The organism is Streptomyces sp. 796.1, assembly GCF_047525675.1.
Taxonomy (GTDB): domain Bacteria; phylum Actinomycetota; class Actinomycetes; order Streptomycetales; family Streptomycetaceae; genus Streptomyces.
Genome location: NZ_JBLIWA010000003.1, coordinates 23,740 through 44,588, shown reverse-complemented (window position 1 = coordinate 44,588; position 20,849 = coordinate 23,740). Strand labels below are relative to the sequence as shown.

General features: G+C 71.8%; 14 protein-coding genes. 5 read left to right on the top strand and 9 right to left on the bottom strand.

What is annotated here, in order from left to right; all coding sequences use genetic code 11:
• Window positions 1-168 precede the first annotated feature (168 nt).
• Together rpsT and ACMA1D_RS02985 are read left to right on the top strand one after the other, a co-directional pair.
• Window positions 169-435, top strand: coding sequence for a 30S ribosomal protein S20 (gene rpsT, locus ACMA1D_RS02990; protein WP_349994988.1), 267 nt, complete (start codon window positions 169-171; stop codon window positions 433-435).
• A gap of 778 nt (window positions 436-1,213) precedes the next feature.
• On the top strand, window positions 1,214-2,104 hold the full coding sequence (locus tag ACMA1D_RS02985; protein ID WP_414722270.1) for a hypothetical protein: 891 nt from the start codon (window positions 1,214-1,216) through the stop codon (window positions 2,102-2,104).
• Window positions 2,105-2,445: 341 nt separating this feature from the next.
• On the opposite strand, the gene holA is transcribed toward ACMA1D_RS02985, so the two are convergent.
• Window positions 2,446-3,435, bottom strand: coding sequence for a DNA polymerase III subunit delta (gene holA, locus ACMA1D_RS02980; RefSeq protein ID WP_414722269.1), 990 nt, complete (start codon window positions 3,433-3,435; stop codon window positions 2,446-2,448).
• A gap of 309 nt (window positions 3,436-3,744) precedes the next feature.
• On the opposite strand from holA, the gene ACMA1D_RS02975 reads away from it, so the two are divergent.
• Window positions 3,745-3,972, top strand: a complete 228-nt coding sequence (locus ACMA1D_RS02975) for a hypothetical protein (RefSeq protein ID WP_414722507.1) — start codon at window positions 3,745-3,747, stop codon at window positions 3,970-3,972.
• 57 nt (window positions 3,973-4,029) lie between these two features.
• On the opposite strand, the gene ACMA1D_RS02970 is transcribed toward ACMA1D_RS02975, so the two are convergent.
• Entirely contained in the window at window positions 4,030-5,550 is a 1,521-nt protein-coding gene (locus tag ACMA1D_RS02970; RefSeq protein ID WP_414722268.1) for an MFS transporter, read from the bottom strand.
• Window positions 5,547-6,335 carry a helix-turn-helix domain-containing protein gene (locus ACMA1D_RS02965; protein ID WP_414722267.1) on the bottom strand — a complete coding sequence of 263 codons (789 nt, stop codon included), beginning with the start codon at window positions 6,333-6,335 and terminating at the stop codon, window positions 5,547-5,549. Before ACMA1D_RS02965 ends, ACMA1D_RS02970 begins: the two co-directional genes overlap by 4 nt.
• Window positions 6,336-6,522: 187 nt before the next feature.
• On the opposite strand from ACMA1D_RS02965, the gene ACMA1D_RS02960 reads away from it, so the two are divergent.
• Entirely contained in the window at window positions 6,523-8,019 is a 1,497-nt protein-coding gene (locus tag ACMA1D_RS02960; protein WP_414722266.1) for a substrate-binding domain-containing protein, read from the top strand.
• On the opposite strand, the gene ACMA1D_RS02955 is transcribed toward ACMA1D_RS02960, so the two are convergent.
• The 3 genes from ACMA1D_RS02955 to ACMA1D_RS02945 form a co-directional block, all read right to left on the bottom strand.
• A complete protein-coding gene (locus ACMA1D_RS02955; RefSeq protein WP_414722265.1) occupies window positions 7,946-10,651 on the bottom strand; it encodes a ComEC/Rec2 family competence protein in 2,706 nt (901 codons plus the stop codon). The two genes, ACMA1D_RS02960 and ACMA1D_RS02955, sit on opposite strands and share 74 nt — an antisense overlap.
• A gap of 338 nt (window positions 10,652-10,989) precedes the next feature.
• Entirely contained in the window at window positions 10,990-11,760 is a 771-nt protein-coding gene (locus ACMA1D_RS02950) for a ComEA family DNA-binding protein (protein ID WP_414722264.1), read from the bottom strand.
• Window positions 11,761-13,036: 1,276 nt separating this feature from the next.
• Entirely contained in the window at window positions 13,037-13,909 is an 873-nt protein-coding gene (locus tag ACMA1D_RS02945) for a helix-turn-helix transcriptional regulator (RefSeq protein WP_414722263.1), read from the bottom strand.
• Between the two features lie 199 nt (window positions 13,910-14,108).
• Between ACMA1D_RS02945 and ACMA1D_RS02940 the strand changes: the two genes are divergently transcribed.
• A complete protein-coding gene (locus ACMA1D_RS02940) occupies window positions 14,109-14,885 on the top strand; it encodes an SDR family oxidoreductase (RefSeq protein WP_414722262.1) in 777 nt (258 codons plus the stop codon).
• Between the two features lie 320 nt (window positions 14,886-15,205).
• On the opposite strand, the gene ACMA1D_RS02935 is transcribed toward ACMA1D_RS02940, so the two are convergent.
• The 3 genes from ACMA1D_RS02935 to leuS all read right to left on the bottom strand — a co-directional run bounded on the left by ACMA1D_RS02935 (window position 15,206) and on the right by leuS (window position 20,601).
• Complete coding sequence (locus ACMA1D_RS02935; protein WP_414722261.1) at window positions 15,206-16,051, bottom strand: DegV family protein; 846 nt, start codon at window positions 16,049-16,051, stop codon at window positions 15,206-15,208.
• Window positions 16,052-16,164: 113 nt separating this feature from the next.
• Complete coding sequence (locus ACMA1D_RS02930; RefSeq protein ID WP_414722260.1) at window positions 16,165-17,031, bottom strand: hypothetical protein; 867 nt, start codon at window positions 17,029-17,031, stop codon at window positions 16,165-16,167.
• 684 nt (window positions 17,032-17,715) lie between these two features.
• Window positions 17,716-20,601, bottom strand: coding sequence for a leucine--tRNA ligase (gene leuS / locus ACMA1D_RS02925; protein WP_414722259.1), 2,886 nt, complete (start codon window positions 20,599-20,601; stop codon window positions 17,716-17,718).
• Window positions 20,602-20,849 lie beyond the last annotated feature (248 nt).

Here is a 20,849-nt window from a genome sequence, read left to right as displayed (position 1 = left end):
TCGTCCCATGAGTGGCCACCGCCGTCCGGATTGGGACGCCACAGCACCTGCTGGTAATCTGGACGACCGTGCCTTGTGACCTCTCTGGTACGCGGCACGTCTGCGCAGCCGCCTTAGCGGGCGCTCCAGAACAACCGAGAAATCCGACGAACCTGCAAAGGCTCTTTCGTGGCGAACATCAAGTCCCAGATCAAGCGGAACAAGACGAACGAGAAGGCGCGCCAGCGCAACAAGGCCGTCAAGTCCTCGCTCCGCACCGCCATCCGCAAGACCCGTGAGGCCGTGGCCTCCGGTGACGTCGAGAAGGCGACCGTGGCCGCCCGCGAGGCGTCCAAGAAGCTCGACAAGGCCGCCAGCAAGGGCGTCATCCACAAGAACGCCGCTGCCAACAAGAAGTCGGCGCTGGCTGCCCAGGTCGCCACGCTGAGCGCCTGATCTACTGCTTCACCAGCGGCGACGCCCCTCAGCGGCCCGCCGCACACCGTGTGTGACGACCGCGGCGCGACCTCTACGCCCGCCGGACACGCCTCACGACACGGCGCTTGACCGAGCTACGTTCCTCAACGTCGGTACGGACCCCGCGGACCCTCTCTCCCGCGCCGTCCGACAGTCGTCCCACCAGCCCCGGAGCACCACTCCAGGGGCGGGCAACACGACATCGTGTCGCACGCGGCCTGCGTTCGCCACGCGGGTGCGACACGCTTAGCTCGCGGATTCTTCGCCAGGCCCCGCACCACTCCGATTCCCCGGGTGGTCCGGGGCCTTTGGCGTCTCCGGGGCGGCTTGGATGGTGCTCGCGAGGCTTGGGTTACGCGCGTGGTGGCGCCGCGCCGCCGCATGGGGTGCTGAGGGCACGAGCCGGTCACCGGGGCTCCGGCCACACGCCGGAAGTGGGAGGGCCGGAGTCCGTACGACCGGAGGGGGCGGCTCGCGGCGGGGAGCGGCGCCTTCCCGCGAGCCGTCCGAACCACCTCGCCGGTGGTCTCTCCCGCCCCATGTCCAGCCCCGCGGCCCGGGCGGCCGAACGCCGTGCGGCACCAGCGCCCGACCCCAGCACCCGAGCCGTCGACAGCAGTCGGCACACTCCTCGGCGCACCGTCGACACACCCCTGGAACTCGGCCGAAACAGCACCCTACGGCCGTTTGTCTCCACCCCGAAACAATCGCCGTACGGCCCCTGGCCCTGTGCAATCTGTCAGGTAATGTGCACGCCATGTCGATACCGGGGGAACAGCCCAATCCGTACGCCCAGCCACCTGCGAACCCGTACGGAAACGTCCCGCCCCAGCCTGCGGGCGGGCAGCCGCCCGGCCAGCAGAGCGGTCAGGCACCCAATCCCTACGCGTATCCGCCCACTCCCGGCGCGATGCAGCCGGGGCAGGTCGGGCCAGGTCAGGTCCCCGGCGGGTACGGTCCCGGCGCACCGGCTCCCGGCGGCAAGGGACGCGGCCCGCTGTGGGCGGTCGGCGGTGCGGTGGTGGCCTCGGCCGTCTGGGCCGGCGTCCTCTTCGCCACCGGCGGCTTCGGCGACGACGACCCCAAGCCGGAACTCGGCAGCTACGCCTTCACCGGCAATCTGTGCAAGATCACCGAGTACGCCCCCATCGAGCAGGCGGGGTTCGTCAAGGAAGCGTCCTCCGCCACCCGCGAGAACCCGCAGGCGAACGGCACCGAGGACGAGGCGCTCGACTCGATGGAGTGCAACACCGACTTCGAGCCCAGCGGCTCCAGCTCCGGCTACTCGTCCACCTGGCTCGCGACCACGGCCCACCTGCACCGCAAGACCGACCCGACCGCCGAGTTCGGCCCGCAGTACCGCGCCTACAAGAACCAGAAGAACTCCAGCTACTCCTACAAGGTCAACGAGGTCGTGGACCTCGGCGACGAGGCGTACCTCGTGACCCAGTTGGACAAGGACGGCAAGGACGAGGGCAAACACGTGATCCTCGGCATCCGGGACGGCTGGATGACCTACCAGATCTCGTGGTCCAACTACACGTCGAGCACGTCCGGCACCACGCCGCCGGACAGTGCCAAGGTCGCCGAAATGCTCAAGGAGAGCGCCAAGGCGACGATGGCACGCCTACAGAAGAAGGCGGAGTAGCACTGGTAGGACCGCCGGCCCGCTCCACGGGGTCGCCTACCCCAGGGCGGCGCGTTGGCCCGCTCACCGGCTCGGCTCGGGCCGGCCCCCTGCACAGAGGGCCGGCCCCTTTGCGTATCCGCTGCGCGGGCCCTTCTCGGGTAATCCACTGCGGAGGTCGAGTCGTAGGTGGGGCTCCGCTTCGGACGCGTCGAGGGCCTGGAGCGCGTGGTCGGTCCCGCTCCGCAAGGTGCTGGAACTCCTGGTCAGCCGCACCCCGAAGAGCGCTGATCAGCCGCGCCCCGAAAGGGGCTGATCAGCCGCAGTACGGGCGGCGGGCGGTCGTGCTCGGATGGGCCCGGTCAGCCACGGCCCGACCGGGCGGCTCGGGCCACCGCCACCACGGCCTTCTCCAATGCGTACTCCGGGTCGTCGCCGCCGCCCTTGACCCCCGCATCCGCCTCGGCCACCGCGCGCAGCGCGACCGCCACCGCGTCCGCCGACCAGCCGCGCATCTGCTGACGGACCCGGTCTATCTTCCACGGCGGCATACCCAGCTCCCGGGCGAGATCGCCGGGGCGGGCGCCGCGCGGGGCCGATGCCAACTTGCCGATCGAGCGCACGCCCTGCGCCAGTGCACTGGTGATCAGCACGGGTGCCACCCCGGTACCCAGCGCCCAGCGCAGGGCCTCAAGCGCCTCCGCCGCCCGGCCCTCGACGGCCCGGTCGGCCACGGTGAAGCTCGACGCCTCCGCCCGGCCCGTGTAGTACCGCGCGACGATCGCCTCGTCGATGGTGCCCTCGACATCCGCGGTGAGCTGCGTACAGGCACTCGCCAACTCGCGCAGGTCGCTACCGATGGCATCGACCAGTGCCTGGCACGCCTCGGGAGTGGCCGACCTGCCGATGGTCCGAAACTCCGAGCGTACGAAGGCGAGCCGGTCGGCCGGCTTCGTCATCTTGGGGCAGGCGACCTCGCGCGCACCGGCCTTGCGTGCGGCGTCGAGCAGCCCCTTGCCCTTGGCTCCCCCCGCGTGCAGCAGGACGAGGGTGATCTCCTCGGCCGGGGCCGCGAAATACCCCTTGATGTCCTTGATGGTGTCGGCCGAGAGGTCCTGCGCGGCACGCACCACGACCACCTTGCGCTCAGCGAACAGCGAAGGGCTGGTCAACTCGGCGAGCGTGCCCGGCTGGAGGGCGTCCGGGGCGAGGTCACGCACGTCGGTGTCGGGGTCGGCGGCGCGGGCCGCGGCCACGACCTGTTGCACCGCGCGGTCGAGCAACAGGTCTTCCTGGCCCACGGCAAGCGTCACGGGGGCGAGCGGATCGTCGGTCGTCGTCTTCTTGGCCATCGCGCACCAGCATCCCACGGGCCACTGACACTCCGGCCGCACACCCCTTTGACCTGCGGTTCTTCCCTCGGCGAGCACGGCTTCCCTGCCATCGGAGCGACCACGCGGGACGGCGCACCGCCCGGGGACCGGGGGCACGGGAGGCTGCCGGGAGCAGCAGAAGCTCACTGGGCGGCTCCGGGACCGAGCTGCGGCCAGCCCGTGCCCGTACCTCCTCCCGCACGGCCGCGTCGCGCCCTCGTCCCGCACAATGGGGCGGTGAGCGCACGACCCGTTACCGCCGGACGCCCCGCCCCCGTGACCCGCCATCTGCTGGTGCTCCCCGATCGCGACGCCGCCGAAGAGGCCGCGACCGAGGCCGTGGACCGCTTCGGCCTAGGCGAGGAACCGCAGGTGGTAAGGGAGGCCCTGGCCGGCGAGGACGACGCCGAGGACGCCCAGTGGCTGGTGGTGATCGAGGACCCCGACGCCGCCCTCGCCGTCCCGGCGCTCGACGCGCTCGCCGCCGAGTACGACGGCTGGCACGAGGCCGAGTAGCTCTCCGGCCTGGGCAGAGACGGACGCGCTCGGGTCTCGGGCGTGCCTGCCCAGCCGTCACGACGCGGTCGGCGGCGACGGCACCCTCTCGTCCTGCGGGTCGGCGAGCGGGGCAGCCTGTGGCCCGGGCCCTGGAGGCGCCCCCGTCTCCCCACCCGTGCCGACACCGGCCACGTCCTTACGGGCGTCCCCCCGCACTCCTTCCTCCCTTCGGTCACCGGCCCTGCCGGTGGGGCACGCGGGGCCGACCGCATCGGCGGAGCCAGCGGAGTCAGCAGGGGCAGCCGTATCGGTGGGGCCGATGGAATCGGTCGGATCGGTGGGCCCGTCGGCTTCCAGGGGCTGCGTGGGCAGTTCGCGTATGCGTGGCACGGGGGACGGCAACACCCACAGCAGGCACAACACTGCGCCCGCGGTACCGATCCACAACGTGGGCCGCAGCCCCAGCGTCGAGCCGAGCACGCCCGCGGTGAGTGCCCCCAGCGGCCGGGCGCCGTGGGTGAGCATCCGGTAGGCACCGGTGACCCGGGCGCGCAGTGCGTCGGGGATGAGTGCGGTCTGTAGCGACCCCATGGCCACGTCCGCGATCATCGCGCCGATGGAGGAGCCGAGTTCGGCGAGGAAGAGCAGGGCCAGGACCAGCAGCAACGGGCCGTCGGCCAACGGTACGAGGAGTAGGGGGACGGTGAAGAGCGCGAGGCCCAGGATGGCCGCGGGGCCGATGCCCAGACGTCGGGTGACGCGGCCCGCGAGGGCCGCGCCCGCCAGCCCGCCGACCGCCCCCACGGCCAGCACGGCGCCGAGCACGCCCGCACTGAGCCCCAGCTCTGACGTCGCGTACAAGACGAACAGGGTGTGCAGGATGAAGTTGAAGAACTGGATGGTGGATGAGGCGGCGAAGGTCGCCCGCATGACGGGTGAGCGGGCGATCCACCGCAGCCCGGCGGTGAAGTGCCCCTTGGCCGGTGTGGCCGGAGGCGGCTCGGCGGGGTCGATACGGGTGAGGCAGCGCGCCGATATCAGATAGGTCAACGCGTCGGCGGCCAGCGCGAGCGGCGCGGCGAGCGCCTGGACCAGGAAGCCGCCGACGCTCGGCCCCGCCACATAGGCCAGTGAACGGCTGCCGTTGATCAGCGAGTTGGCCTCCACGTACCGCGTACTGGGCACCAGCGAGGCGAACAGTGTGGCGTTGCACACGTCGAACAGCACGGTCAGCGAGCCGAGGGCGAACGCCGTGCAGTAGAGCTGGGTCAGGCTGAGCACGTCGAGCACGTAGGCGACGGGCAGGGCCGCGACGAGTACGGCCCGCGCCAGGTCCGAGGCGATCATGATGCGCCGGCGGCTCGTCCGGCGGTCCACCCAGGACCCGACGGCGAGTGAGAACAGCAGCGCCGGCAGCAGTTGTGCCGTGGTCAGCCAGCCCATCTCGGCCGCGTCGGCGTCCAGGATGACCACGGCCGCGAGGGGAAGCGCGAGCATCGAGATCTGATCGCCGATCAGTGACACGCTCTGACCGGTCCAGTACCGCCGGAACGGCGCCTGCCGTAAGAGTGCGGGCACCTTCTCGCTGATGCTCATGCTTCCTTCCCCTCCTCGTTGCCGTCCGGCCGTGCGGGCGCGGGCCGCGTCCGCCGGCGAGCGCGCGTCGGCGCCTCGCCCCCCTCCTCCGCGGCAGCCGCGCCTCCCGTCCGCGCAGCCTCGCTCGCCTCGACTTCCCGGCCGCTGCTCGGCTCCGGTGACAGCGGGAAGGCCGCCTCGATGACCTGCACCAACCTGGCGCCGGCCGGCCGGACTTCGGGGCGCGCCGCGCGCTCCTCGAACGGGTGGAGCAGTGCGTCGATCCGGCCGTGGATGTCGGACAGCTCCGCAGCGGTCAGATAGAGCAGCGTGTCGCCGATCCGTACGGCCTGCTGCCACTCCCCCGGCAGTGAACGGCGCGTCGCCACGGCATGCCTGAGCAACTCGGCGTACCGGTCGGCCACGACGGCTTCCACCGCCTCGGCCGCCTCCGACACGGCTGGATCTTCCGACGCGTGCGGCCACTCGGTGGCGCTGGCCGTGGCCCGCCAGGGCTTCTCCCGCCCCTGCCCGCCCGCGGCCACCTCCACCAGGCCGTACTTGGCGAGCATCCGCAGGTGGTACGAGCAACTGGCCACGGACTCGCCCGTCAGCTCCGCCGCCCGGGTCGCCGTGCACGGGCCCTGCGTACGGAGCAGGCCCACCAGTCGCATCCGGGTGGGGTGGGCGTAGGCGCGCAGGGCCCGTGGATCGGTCAGCCGCTGCGAACGGGGCAACTGGCCCGGCGGGGACTGGACTTCCGGGGGCACTGGCTGATCCGATGCGCCATCGGTGTTCTCCGACATAACCTAAAGCTATCTTTAGAAAGATTTCTTTACAAGGGTTGCCAGGAAGACCACACATGGACGCGGCAGCCACCCACGAGCGGCCGACAGATGAACCTCTGGTGATGCGCCCACCAACCGGGAGCGGTCCCGAAGGTCGATCCGTAGATTCTTCGCGTCCCTGTACGACCACCTGGGTGAGGTTGCAGTGGCAATCCCTGATACCGAGACGATCCTGGCAGCAGTCGGCCTGGTGCTGACGGCTGCCGTATGGGCAGTGGAGCGGTTCCTTCCGGGCCGTAAGCGCATCGGCTACCGCATCCAGATGGACGCGCCCATCGCCATGAACCCCCCGGGTGCCGAAGAGATGGTGCAACTTCGGCTGCTGCGGAACGAGCAGGAAATCGACGACGCCATGGTGGCCCTGATACGGGTCGAGAACGTCGGCAGCAAGGACATCGTGCGCCACGACTACCAGGAACCGCTGTTGGTCGAGTTCCCGGGCCGCACGATCATCGAAGTGCAGGTCACCGAAACCAACCCCACGCTGCGGACGATTCTCACGCGCAACAGCGGCCTGCAACCGGACGGCAGCCGGATCACCCTCCCCCGGGTACCGCTCAACCGCAGGGACCACTTCAAATTGCTGGTCCTGCTGTCCGGAAGCGGCGACGAAGTGACGATGGGCGGCTTCATCAGCGGCGGCTCCATCGTGCACAACACCGCACGCACCAGCCCCCGTAAGTGGACTCTCGCCCTCGGCACGGTCTTCGTCATCCTGATGGGCCTGCTCGCCGGACTGCTGGTACGCGGCTCCGACACGGTCGATGAGGCCATCTGTGCGTCCGGTCAGTTGGCCATCGAAGGCTCCTCCGCCTTCGCGAAGCCCATGAAGGACATAGCGGAGGACTACCAGAAGCAGTGCCCGGACGCCGACATCACCGTACGGAGCACGGGCAGCCTGAACGGGCTGAAGGACCTGGCTCGCGAGGGGCGGAACCGGCCCGACCGCAAGCCCTCCTTCATCGCCATGACGGACGTCGAGGCGCCGCATTCTTCGCAGTACGAGAACCTCAAGGAAGCGCGGAGGGTGAGCATCGTCCCGCTGAGCGTCGTGGTCAACAAGGAGAGTGGTGTCAACGACCTGACGTTGGACAAGCTCCGGGACATCTACAGCGGCAAGATGAAGTACTGGCCGAAGTCGAACGGCGACAAGCTGCCCATCACCGTGGTCACCAGGGATTCGCAGTCGGGCACCCGGATCACCTTCGAGGAGACCTTGCTGAACAAGGAGTCCCCTGCGACGCCCAGCACCGCGGACTGCGGCACCCTGCCCGACGGCAAGCCCCACCAGCCGCAAGGCTGCGAAGCCTCCGACACCGACTCGGTCGTGGACACCGTCGACAAGGTGGCCGGGGCGATCGGTTACGCCGAGACGCAGCGAGCGGGTGGCAAGCCCCATGTCGTTGCCGTCAGCCTGGACGGGAACGAGCCGGTGCTCTCCCCGAACAAGCGGAGCCCATACCCCTTCTGGGCCGTCGAGCGCCTCTACACCTACGGCGAGCCCACGGACGGCACGCTCATCGCGAAGTTCCTGGCCTTCATGAACCAGGACAGCACCAGTGGTCAGCTCAATTACCACAAGCACATCCCCTGCAACGACGTAAAGGTCTTCTACGAGCGCTACTGCAACGCCGCATCGTGACCCGCGGCCCCCGGTCGCCCGCGCCGACGGCCACGGCCCCGTCCGTGTCGGTCCGCACCACCCGGGCTCCCTGCGCTCGCAGCGCGGCGACGGTGCTCGGCGCCGGGTGGCCGTAGGGGTTGTCCGAACCGCAGGAGATCAGCGCCAGCCGCGGCCTGAGCTGGCGCAGCAACGCCTGCTCCTGGTGGGCCGAACCGTGATGGGCCACCTTGAGCACGTCGACGGGGCCGAGCCGGGGATGCGCCGCCAAGAGGGCGCGCTGCGCCGGGGGTTCGAGGTCGCCCAGGAGCAGCATGGTCAGCCCTGCCGTACGGACCAGCAGGGTGACGCTGGCGTCGTTCGCCCCGGTGACGACCTCGGCCCCCGGGTACGCCGGCCCGGGGGCCGGACGCGGGCCGCCCGGCGGCGCCCCGCTCGTCGTGGCCTCCGGGGACCCGGTGGGCGGTGGGTCTTCGGCTTCGACCGGCGGCGGCCACAGCACCTGCCACGACAGCCCTCCCGTACTGCGCCGCTCCCCCGCCACCGCCTCCAACCGGCGCACCCCGGCGTTCGCCACCGCCCTGCGGACGAACTCGGCCTGGCCCGGCGGATCGGCAAGGCCGGTGGTCTGCACTGCTCCGACGGCACGCCCCCGCAGCACTCCGGCCACGCCCCCGACGTGGTCCGCATGGAAGTGGGTCAACACCAGGAGCGGGATCCGCACCACTCCCAGGTCCCGCAGGCAGCGGTCGACGGCCCCCGGGTCAGGCCCCGCATCGACCACCACGGCGCTACCCGCGCCGGCAGCGAGCACCAGCGCATCGCCCTGCCCCACATCGCACGCCACCAGGCGCCAGCCGGGCGGCGGCCACCCCGTGAGCACCCGGACCAGCGGGGCCGGTCGCACCACCGCGAGGACCAGGGTGAGCACGCAGATCGCCGCCAACCAAGGGTGGCGCAGCGCCCGCCGGGCGGCCAGCACGACACCGATCGTGACCCCGGCCAGGAGCAACCCGCCACCCCAACTACCCGACCAGGGCAGCCCCGCGCCCGGCAGCCCCGCCCCCGTACGCGCCACCGCGGCCAGCCACTCCGCCGGCCAACCCGCGCACCAGGCCAGCCCTTCCGCCACCGGCGGCGCGACCGGCCCCGCCGCCAGGGCAGCGAAGCCCAGCACGGTCGCTGGCGCGATCGCCAACTCGGCCAGCAGGTTGCAGGGGATCGCCACCAGGCTCACCCGGGAGGCCAGCACCACGACCACCGGAGCACACACGGCCTGGGCCGCAGCCGCCGCGGCCAGCACCTCCGCCAGCCGCCCCGGCATCCCCCGCGAGCGCAGCGCCGCGCTCCATCGCGGCGCGAGGGTCAGCAGCGCCCCGGTGGCCAGGACCGACAGCAGGAACCCATAGCTGCGTGCCAGCCACGGGTCGTACAACAGCAGCGCCAGCACGGCTGCGGCGAGCGCGGGCAACAGGGTGCGCCGTCGCCCGGTACCGATGGCGATCAAGGTGATCACCCCGCAAGCAGCGGCCCGCAGCACACTCGGCTCCGGGCGGCACACCACCACGAACCCCAGCGTCAGCACGCCGCCCAACAGTGCGGTCCAGCGCAGTGGGACGCCGACCCGGGCCGCCAGGCCGCGCCGTTCGGATCGGGCCGCCAGGTGGGGTGGCCCGATCAAGAGCGCCAGAACGATCGACAAATTGCTCCCGGAGACGGCCAGTAGGTGTGTCAGGTCGGTGGCACGGAACGCCTCGTCCAGTTCGGGCGGCACCCGGGAGGTGTCGCCCACCACGAGCCCGGGCAGCAACGCCCTGGCATCCGCGCTCAACCCGTCCGTCGCGGTACGCAGCCCGGCCCGGAGCCGCCCGGCCAGGCGTTGTGGCGCGCTCGGACCGGCCAGTACCTCGGGGGGCCGGTCACCGTCGACACGGAGTACGGCGGCGATGCTGTCCCCTTCCCGCTTGGGCGGGGCCGCCCGTGCCTGGATGTTCAGGCGTGTGGAGGGCAGCAAGGCCCGCCACTGCGCCGTCGCCCGCGCAGCCGGGGCGGAACGGTCGACCTCGGGCCCAGTCCCCGGCCGGGCCCGTGCGGGCCGATCCGCCGGGGCCTGGTCACTCGCCCCGGGAGACCCGGTCGAGCCCGCGGCACCGTGCACATCGACGAGCAGGAGCACCGGCGTCCGTGTGCGCACCGCCTGGCCGGGCGGGGCGCCGTCCGGCTCGCCGCGCGAACCGTCGTGCCACGCCCTGACCCGGGTCACCGTGGCTCGGATGGCGAGCGCGGACGGCATGCGCGCCGAGCCGTGCACCCGTGGTCTGACCTGCTGCGGATCGCCGGTCACCGTGACGTGGAACTCCGCTTCGGCGCGATCGGCGGCCAGTACGGGAACCGGCCCCCGGCGTACATCGGCCGCGTGCAACCCCGCCACCGTCGCCGTCGCCACCGCGCACAACAACGCGGTCGCCACCGCCGTGGCCCAACCCAGCCGGTGCGCCCCACCGGGCTGCCCCGCCGAGGCACGCTGCCGCCAGGCCCCCTGCCCGGCCCGCCGCCAGGCGGCACAGAGCAGGACGAGGGCCGCGACGCCAGCCACCAGGCAGTACACCAACGTCGTCGTCGGGCTCGCCCCCAGAGCCAGTGCGGCGGCCACCCACGCGGCCCCAGCCGGGAGCAACAACCGCAGGTCGGCGACGCCTTGACCGCTGCGCGTCCCGCTCGACGCCGGGTCCTCCGTCGGCCCGCGCCGCTGCCCGGGCCCGCGCCTCTGCCCGGGTCCGTCCTGCTGCCCGGCTCCGTGCCGCTGGCCGGCGTTGGCGGGTCGGACACTGGCCGCCGGTTCGGCCCGAAGGCCAGCCGACCCGCCCGGCCGTCCGGACAGGCGTGTCCGCGATGGCGGAACTGCGGCGACGGGGAGATGCACCGGCCGGCGCCGGCCCGCCGGTCCGTGGGGCGGGCGTGAACTGGTCCCGGTTCGTGTGGTGGGGCCGGTCATGGCTGCACCAGGGGGCGCAGGTCGCTGAAGCGCTTGTCGCCGATGCCGGACACCTCGCGCAGTTCCGCGACCGAACGGAATCCGCCGTGCTGTGCCCGGTATTCCAGGATGTGTTGCACCAGCACCGGCCCGACCCCGGGCAGGGCCTCCAACTGTTCGGCCGTCGCCGTGTTGAGGCTGACCGGCGCTCCCGTCGCAGCCGGCCCGGCGCCACCCGGGGCGCCACCACCGCCCGCACCCGCGGCCCCGCCGGCCTCTTCCTTACACACGGTGCCGTCGAGCCCCGCGATGGCAGGGGAACCCGCCGCTGCGGCGGCCCCGGCTCTGATCCCGACCGCGATCTGCTCTCCGTCGATCAGAATCCGGGCCCGGTTCAACTCGCTCATCCGCACCCCGGGTTCGGCTCCGCCCGCCGCCCTGAGCGCATCCGCGACGCGGGCGCCCGCGGGCAACCGGCGTACACCAGGCCGGCGCACCCGGCCCGCCACGTCGACGACCACCCAGCGGCTGACCCCCGCGGTCGAGGTGGAACTCGCGGTCGGTGCCGGGCCCGGTCCGGGAGCCGGTTGTCGGTCGGGCGCGGTGGACGTGGCAGGTCCCGCAGCCGTCCGCGGCCGTTCCGCCGGCACTTCCACCGAGCCGGGGCGCCCCGACCAGAAGTGGTAGCCGGCCAGGGCGATCGCCGCCAGCAGTACGACGGCCAGCGCCCCCAGCGCCTTCGGCTGAACCGCACACCGGGCCTGAACCCACAGCGGCAACCGCTCCACCAGCGCAATCCGCCACCGCCCGGCGCCCGTGGACGATCCCGCCCAACTACCGACCGACCGTCCTTCACCGTGCGGGCTCCCGCACCCCGCATCGGTCATGGCCGTGGACGGTGCCCGGGCGGCGGCGCTGGCACCAGTGGACTCGTTGGCATCACCGACAGCGGAGTCGTCCGGAGCGGAGGTGCCGTCGTGACCGACTCGCTCCACCTTCACCCCGGCACGCGGCAACGCTGCGGCGCGGGCAGGTCTCGCGCTGGTGCCGTCCGCTGTGCGGCGGGTGGCCGGTTCCGGGCCGCTCGGCGCGCCCGCAGCATCGGCGCCACTGGCGGCGTTCACGGCACCGGGGTCTCTAGCATCACCTCCGGGATTGGCAGCACCACGGACTTGGACGGCACTGGCAGCACCGGCAGCAGCATGCTCGTCCTCGGTGTCCCGCCAGGCCACATCGGCCTGTTGAACACGCCGAGCCGTCGCCCACGGTGGCAGCGGCTCGCCCCGGCCCGGCACGCCCTCCCCGTGCCGCCCCTCCGTGAGCCCTCCGTCAGGAGCACTACTCGGCTCGGCCCAGCCCCAGCCGGGCACCGGCCGCTCCCCGCCGGATGACCGCTCCCCTTCCTCCCGCTCTCCGGCCACGGCCTCACTGGCCGCGGCCATTCCTCCCGGGCGCTCGCCCGCCGCCAGCAGTCCGACGGCCCGCGCTCGCCCCACTCCACCGTGACGGGCTCGCGGGCGTCGAAATGCACGGTCAGTGACGGCCTCGGCCGTCGCCTGGCCTCCCGGCCCCCTTGGCCTGGGACCTTGGCCCCGTCTCGGCCTGCTCTCCGTGGTCTGGTCGCGCCGCGACTGCTGTCCGACTCCCCGAAACCCCAAGGTAACTGTACGTGATCGAGTGCTCATGCGACTGACCGTAAGCACTCGGCGGAGATTTCGCTGACGCAGCTCGGAATCCGTGGATAACCGGGGTCATGTGGATAACTCCGTCACCCGTACGAGGTCCCTACGAGGCCCCGGAGCGAGCGCCGCCCCGTCCGTCACACACTGCGCCGCACCGCTCCCCTCGCAACTCGCCGCCCCCTCCCGCCCCTACACGGCTCCCACACCCACACGGCGAGCGGCGGCCACCCCGACGCCACCACCCCCCCAAAGCTCCGCGACTCCCGAAGCTCCGCCCAACTCCCGCAACTCCCGCGATGCCCGCGGCCCTCGCGGAGCCCCCAGCCCGATTCACTCGAACTAGTGACCGATGCGAGGGAACGGCCGGCCGCCGAGCCATCGTTCACTTAACGTCGGCCGCCGCACCGGACGCCGCCGCGCCGGAGACGGACCAACTGCTCAAGAGGCGGAGGGATTCGGCAGTGGCGGAGCCGGGTTCGACGTTGTAGACGCACAGGGTCTGGTCGGGGTCGCCAGGCGGCTGGAGGGACTCGTAAGAGAAGTGGAGGTCGCCCACGATGGGATGGCGATAGCTCTTGGCGCCGTGAGTACGGCGCAGTACACGGTGGTCGTTCCACCACGTGGTGAACTCCGGTGAGCGGACGGTCAGTTCACCGACGAGCTCGGCGATGCGCCGGTCATGCGGGTAGCGCCCGGCATCAAGGCGGAGGACGGCAACGGTCTCGGCCGCGACCCGGTCCCAGTCGCAGACCTGGTCCCTGGCATCCGGATCGAGGAGGTAGTAGCGAGCAAGGTTGCGTTGTGACGCAGGAAGGGCGTCGAAGTCGGTAAGGACTGCACGTGCGAGCCGGTTGGTGGCCAGCACATCGGTGCACCGGCCGAGGACGAAGGCGGGTACGTGGTCCAGGGTTTGCAGCATCTGGTGAAGGCCAGGGCGGACCCGCCGCGGGCTGGCGGACGTACGGCGAGCGGGGGCCGGCCGTGCCAGCAGGTCAGCGAGGTGTTCCCGCTCCGCCAGGTCGAGTTGGAGGGCACGACCGAGTGACGAGACGACTTCGGGAGAGGGGGTACCGGCACGGCCCTGTTCGAGACGCGTGTAGTACTCGGTGCTGACGCCCGCGAGGCGGGCCACCTCGTCGCGGCGCAGCCCGGGAACCCGGCGGACCCGACCGTCCGCCGGCAGCCCCGCCGCATCGGGGGTCATCCGGGCGCGGCGGGTGCGTAGAAAGTCAGCGAGCTCGCTCCTACGATCCATGCCGCCAGTGTGGACCAGCCGGTGTGCGCCGTGCCGTTCGGTGGGTGGCCCTGCTGGTACCAGCCTCGCCGGTACCAGCCCGCCCCGGGCCTGTTATGGCCACGTCGTCGCAGCTCAGAGGTGGTGTGCTGAAGAGGTACCCGCGGTTGTCACCGCGATCGGCAACCCCTCTTCGGCACCTCGTAGAAAAGGTATGACCATGCCCGTCGAACCCCTGGCTGCTCCCCTGGGCGGCCGTGTCGCAGTCATCGCCGGCGCCTCCAGCGGCATAGGCGAGGCCGTGGCCGAACACCTGGCGGCGTCAGGCGCCTCGGTCGCCGTGCTGGCTCGGCGTGCGGAGCGGTTGGACGCGTTGAAGGCTCGGATCGAGGAGCGCGGCGGCACGGCGCTTGCCCTCACCGTCGACGTGACCGACGCCGATGCGGTACGCGCTGCCGCCGATCGGGTGGCCGACGAGTTCGGCTCCGCAGACCTGCTCCTCAACAACGCCGGGGTGATGCTGCCCGCCCCGATCGAGGAGTTGGCCACCGACCAGTGGCGCCGGCAGATCGACCTCAACATCGGAGGACTGATGAATGTGATCGGAGCGTTCACACCGCAGTTGATCAAGGCTGCCGACGAGCGCGGCGTGGCCGATGTGATCAACACGTCGTCGATCGCGGCACAGAACGTCTTCCCCGACTTCGCGGTCTACTCCGGCACCAAGGCGTACGTCAGCCATCTCTCCCGGCACCTGCGCGTCGAGTTCGGTGCCAAGAACATCCGGGTCTCGGCACTCGAACCAGGCATCGTGGGCACCGAGTTGCAGGGCCATGTGACCGACGCCGGAGTGCGCGCGTGGCTGGAGAAGACGAAGGAGTCGGTGGAGTGGCTGATGCCGCATGACATAGCGGAGACCGTCGGATTCATCGCCGGCCTACCGCCGCGCGTCAACCTCCAGCAGGTCACCATCATGCCCACCCGCCAGGCAGGCTGACCCGCCCCAACCCAACCAGCCAGCCAGCCAGCCATTCTGGTCAACCCAGCCCCAACCCACTCCAGCCGACCTCACCCCACCTCACACCACGCCCACCGCCGGGCCCCGCGCGGACACTTGCCACCCCGCCCGGGGCTCCTCCCCCGACGTACGGGCCCGGCCCCGCCGACGACCACCCGCACCCGCTACGACCAGCGGCCCAACCCGACGAACGAGAGGAAGGAGAACCCACCACACCGCACCCGCCTCCCGCCCGCACCCACACCCACACCCACACCCACACCCACACCCACAAAGCTGCCCGGCATGGCGGCGCACGCTCAGCGCGGGGAGATCACCGCGCCGAGTAGGCCCGGGCCCGTGTGGGCTCCGATGACTGCGCCCACCTCGCTGACGTGCAGTTCCAACAGGCCGGGGACCCGGGTGCGGAAGCGCTGCGCCAGTTGCTCGGCACGTTCGCCGGCTGCCAGGTGGTGTACGGCGATGTCCACCTCCTGCACCCCGGCCCGCTCGACCACGATCTCCTCCAGCCGGGCGATGGCCCGGGAAGCGGTGCGTACCTTCTCCCGCAACTCGATGCGGCCCTCGTCGAGTTGGAGCAGGGGCTTGACGGCCAGCGCCGAGCCCAGCAGGGCCTGGGCGGTACCGATGCGACCACCTCGGCGCAGGTAGTCCAGGGTGTCGACGTAGAAGTAGGCGGTGGTTCCGACCGCTCGCTTCTCCGCTGCCGCCACCGCCTCGTCCAACGTGCCGCCCGCAGCCACCGTCTCGGCCGCGGCCAGCGCGCAGAAGCCGAGGGCCATCGCCACCATCCCGGTGTCGAGCACGCGCACCGGGACGGGCGCCTCCCGTGCGGCGAGCACCGCGGCGTCGTACGTACCGGAGATCTCCGCCGAGAGGTGGAGCGAGACGATGCCGTGCGCACCGGCGTCGGCCGCCCGCTGGTAGGCGGCGGCGAACATGGCCGGGCTCGGCCGGGACGTGGTGACCGGGGTGCGTTTCTGGAGGGCCTGGGCGACGGAGCGGGCGGAGATCTCGGTGCCCTCTTCCAGAGCCTGGTCGCCGAGTACGACCGTCAACGGCACGGCCGTGATGTGATGTCGCTCCATCGCCTGCTGCGGCAAGTAGGCCGTGGAATCGGTGATGATAGCGACATGGCGGGACATGGCTGGCAGGCTATCGGTGGGTGGCCCACTCCGATAGCTGGGGGTGATCACCGCCGGTCATCACCTTGCCGCGGTGCACCGGGCCGCGGCCCGGCAGGCAGATATCGAAGGCTTCACGTGGTGTTCTCCGGTCGGGCCGTCCGCTGCCAGGGGTAGGTCTTGCGCAGCCGCGGGTCGTCCCCGGTCAGGGCCCGCGGTGCAGGTGGGTCCGAGCCGTCGTCCGCGGCATCCGCCTCGTGCGCACCGCTCCGTCCGGGGCCGGAGGCTGCGGGCCGGCTGCCTGCCGCACCGGCGGCTCGCACCCCGGACGTCGGCCCCGCGCCACCCGCCGCCCCGGCCTCCTCCGCTCCCCAGTCGTCCGCCACCGGGCGGCCACCACCAGCACCACCCGCGCCCCCGTCACGACCCATGCCGCCGGCCGCTCCCGTGTCCGGCTCGGACCGCCAGTGGCGTAGCGCGGCGGCCTCCATCCGGATCTGCTCGCTCAGGTCACCGAGCTCGTCCTCGGCGAAGTGGCCGGCCCGGTCCTGGATCGCCCAGCGCAGCGAGTCGGCGGACTGCGTCACGCGCTCCGTACGCTTGCGGAGTTCCGGCAGTCGGGTCGCGATCCGGGTCCGGTCGGGCTCGGATTCGAGGCGCCGCAGGTCGTCGTCCACCTCGTGGCCGTGCGTGCTGAGTCGTTCGAAGAGGGCCAGCGACTCGGTGAGCGAGCCGTCCTCGGCCGCGGCCGTGTCCAGCGCCTGCCGGGTCGCCCGCATCGAGGTCCGCAGCGAGATCCGCAGCTCGGCTATCTCCGCCACCGGCCCGAGCTGCGTGTACTGCTTGGCCCGCAGCTTGGTGTCCTCCACCGTGCGCCGGGCCTGGGAGACCGTGCGGTCCACACCCCGCTTCGCCGCCTTGGCCACCTTCACGGCGGCGTACACACCGGCGGCGATGCAGAGCAGGAACACCAGCCCCAGGATGGCCACTACGGCTTCCATCGCGCTCCCGCAGGTCTCGGAGGTGGACAAGATCGCGCGAGGCCGCGGCCGGGTCCCGCACGCGGGCCGGCGGCAGCCGTCAGTTCCTACGGTAAACGGCGCGGGCGGGTCACGGGTTCCCTGTGGACCCGCAACCCGCCCCTAGGTGGCTTCCCTGATCCCATCAGGCCACCGCACCGATCATGTCCAGCTCGGAACGCGTCCGACTCACAACGCGTCCGGCTCAGGCCGTGCCCACCACAGGTCGTCTCCGGCACCGAGCACGTCCCGTACAGGTCGTACGGGTCGTACGCGACACAGGCCATGTCCCACGTCAGGCACGCCCGCGCCGACCGGCCCGACCAGCGTGGACGCCCTCGCAGAACAGCGGCGCCCGTCGACCGGAACCGGTCAGCGCCCGACACCAAACGGCCAGTACCGGCCCGAACCACTCCACACCAGTCCGAACCACTCCCCACCGGCCCGCGCCGGACCGCCTCACGCCGCCCAGGCCGCCTCGATCCACACCACGTCCCCGGCGCGGGCCGGGCCCCCAGCCCCACGCCGATCCACGCCAGGGCCACCCGATCCGGGCCGACCCACGCCGACCCCCAGACGGGCCGCGGCCCGCACGGGCAACCCCGGCCCACGCCAGGGCAACCCGCACGGCCGCGACCCGCCCCAGGCCGCCCCAACCCGCTCCGGTCAGGCCGGAACGATGTTCACCAGCTTCGGCGCCCGGACGATCACCTTGCGGATCTCCGCCCCGCCCAGGGCCGCGACCACCGCGGGGTCGGCCAGCGCGAGCTGCTCCAGCTCCGCGTCGGAGATCGACGGCGCCACCTCAAGCCGCGCCTTGACCTTGCCCTTGAGCTGGACGACGCAGGTCACGGACTCGTCCTGGACGTAGGCGGGGTCGGCGACCGGGAACGGGACGTACACCACGGATTCCGTGTGCCCCAGCCGGTGCCACAGCTCCTCGGCGATGTGTGGGGCCAGCGGCGCGGTCAGCAGCACCAGCGTCTCCGCCACCGACCTGGGCACCTCGCGCACCTTGGTGACGAAGTTGTTCAGCTCGGTCAGCTTGGCGACCGCGGTGTTGAAGCGGAGCTGGGTCACGTCCTGCGTGATGCCGTCGATGGCCTTGTGCAGGGCGCGCAGCGTGGCCTCGTCCGGCTCCGCGTCGACGACGGTGACCTCACCTGACGCCTCGTCGACCACGTTCCGCCACAGCCGCTGGAGCAGCCGGTACTGGCCGACGACGGCCCGGGCGTCCCAGGGGCGCGACACGTCCAGCGGGCCGGTGGCCATCTCGTACAGGCGCAGCGTGTCGGCGCCGAACTCGGCGCAGATCTCGTCGGGCGTCACCGCGTTCTTGAGCGACTTGCCCATCTTGCCGAGCAACTGGCTGACCCGCTCGCCCTCGTAGAAGAAGGCACCGTCGCGCTCTTCCACCTCGGCGGCCGGCACCGGGAAGCCGCGGCTGTCCCGGTAGACGTACGCCTGGATCATCCCCTGGTTGAACAGCTTGTGGAACGGTTCGGCCGAGGAGATGTGGCCCAGGTCGTGCAGCACCTTGGACCAGAAGCGTGCGTACAGCAGGTGCAGGACGGCGTGCTCCTGGCCGCCGACGTACAGGTCGACGCCGCCGGTCGGCTGGCCCTCGCGCGGGCCCATCCAGTACTGCTCGACCTCCGGGTCGACCAGCCGCTCGTCGTTGTTCGGGTCCAGGTAGCGCAGCTCGTACCAGCAGGAGCCGGCCCAGTTGGGCATGGTGTTGGTCTCGCGCCGGTAGCGCTTGGGGCCGTCGCCCAGGTCCAGTTCGACGTTGACCCAGTCCTCGTTGCGGGACAGCGGGGTCTCCGGCGAGGTGTCGGCGTCGTCCGGGTCGAAGGTGCGCGGCGAGTAGTCGTCGACCTCGGGCAGTTCGAGCGGCAGCATCGACTCGGGCAGCGTGTGCGCCACGCCGTCCTCGTCGTAGACGATCGGGAAGGGCTCGCCCCAGTAGCGCTGCCGGCTGAAGAGCCAGTCGCGCAGCCGGAAGTTGACCGAGCCCTCGCCGATGCCGCGCTCGACCAGCCACTGCGTGACCTTGGCCTTGGCGTCCTTGACCACCAGGCCGTCCAGGGAGACGTCGGCGCCGGCGGAGTTGACGATCTTCGCCTCGTACGAGTCGAACGCGGCGTCCCAGGTGCTCGGGTCGGTGCCGCGGTCGTCGCTCGGCTCCACGACGCAGCGCATCGGCAGCTCGAAGGCGCGGGCGAAGGCGAAGTCACGGCTGTCGTGCGCCGGCACGGCCATGATCGCGCCGGTGCCGTAGCCCATCAGGACGTAGTCGGCGATGAAGACGGGCACCTGCTCGCCGCTGACCGGGTTGGTCGCGTAGGCGCCGGTGAAGACGCCGGTCTTGTCCTTGGCCTCGGCCTGTCGCTCGACGTCGGACTTGGCTGCGGCCTGCTTGCGGTACGCGGCGACCGCCTCGGCTGGCGTGGCGTGGCCGCCGGTCCACACCTGGTGCGTGCCCTCGGGCCAGGCGGCCGGAACGATTCGCTCCACCAGTTCGTGCTCGGGCGCCAGCACCATGTACGTGGCGCCGAACAGCGTGTCCTGGCGGGTGGTGAAGACGGTGATCCGCGCGTCCCCGTCGGCCGCGACGGGGAAGTCGACGCGGGCGCCCTCACTGCGGCCGATCCAGTTCCGCTGCTGGAGCTTGATCGCCTCCGGCCAGTCCAGCGCTTCCAGGTCGTCGAGCAGCCGGTCGGCGTACGCGGTGATGCGCATGTTCCACTGCCGCAGCTTGGCCTTGAAGACCGGGAAGTTGCCGCGCTCGGAGCGGCCGTCCGCGGTGACCTCCTCGTTGGCCAGCACGGTTCCCAGGCCCGGGCACCAGTTGACCGGCGCGTCCGAGGCGTACGCCAGGCGGTACTCGCCCAGCACGCCCGCGCGCTCAGCGGCGCTCAGCTCGCCCCAGGGGCGCCCGTCCGGGGTGGCGCGCTCACCGGAGGCGAACTGGGCGATCAGCGTGTCGATCGGGCGGGCCTGCTGGGCCTGCGGGTCGTACCAGGAGTTGAAGATCTGGGTGAAGATCCACTGGGTCCACTTGTAGTACGCGGGGTCGATCGTCTCGATCGAGCGGCGCTTGTCGTGGCCCAGGCCCAGCCGGCGCAGTTGGCGCCGGATGTTGGTGATGTTCTCCTCGGTGGAGACCCGCGGGTGGGTACCGGTCTGCACCGCGTACTGCTCGGCGGGCAGGCCGAACGCGTCGAAGCCCAGCGTGTGCAGGACGTTGTGGCCGGTCATCCGGTGGAAGCGGGCGTAGACGTCGGTGGCGATGAAGCCCAGCGGGTGGCCGACGTGCAGCCCCGAGCCCGACGGGTACGGGAACATGTCCATGATGAACTTCTTGGGCCGCTCCACCAGCGCCCCCCGCCCGGCGGGGTCACCGGCGAGGTCACCGGTCGGGTTGGGTGCCTCGTACGTGCCGTCGGCGTCCCAGAAGTCCTGCCAGCGCGCCTCGATGTCGGCGGCCAGCGCGGCCGTGTAGCGGTGCGGCGACGCGGCTGCCTCGGTAGCGGTGTGGGTCTCGCTCATCGTCCTCAAGCTCCATCGATGGTCTCTGCCAGCGGATGTGTAGGGAAACAAAAAATCCCCTCGCACAGGAGGGGACGCCGCGCTGAGTCCGACCGGCTTGCGCATCGGTCGGTGCTGATCAGCGCGGCCCGCTAAGCAGAAGGCGTACGGCACGCATGGCCTCAGGTTACCGCAGGCGCATAAGAGGCCGCACCGGCCTGGCCGAGGGGCGGGCGGCTGCCGCGGATACGGACGTGCGGCGGCGCCTC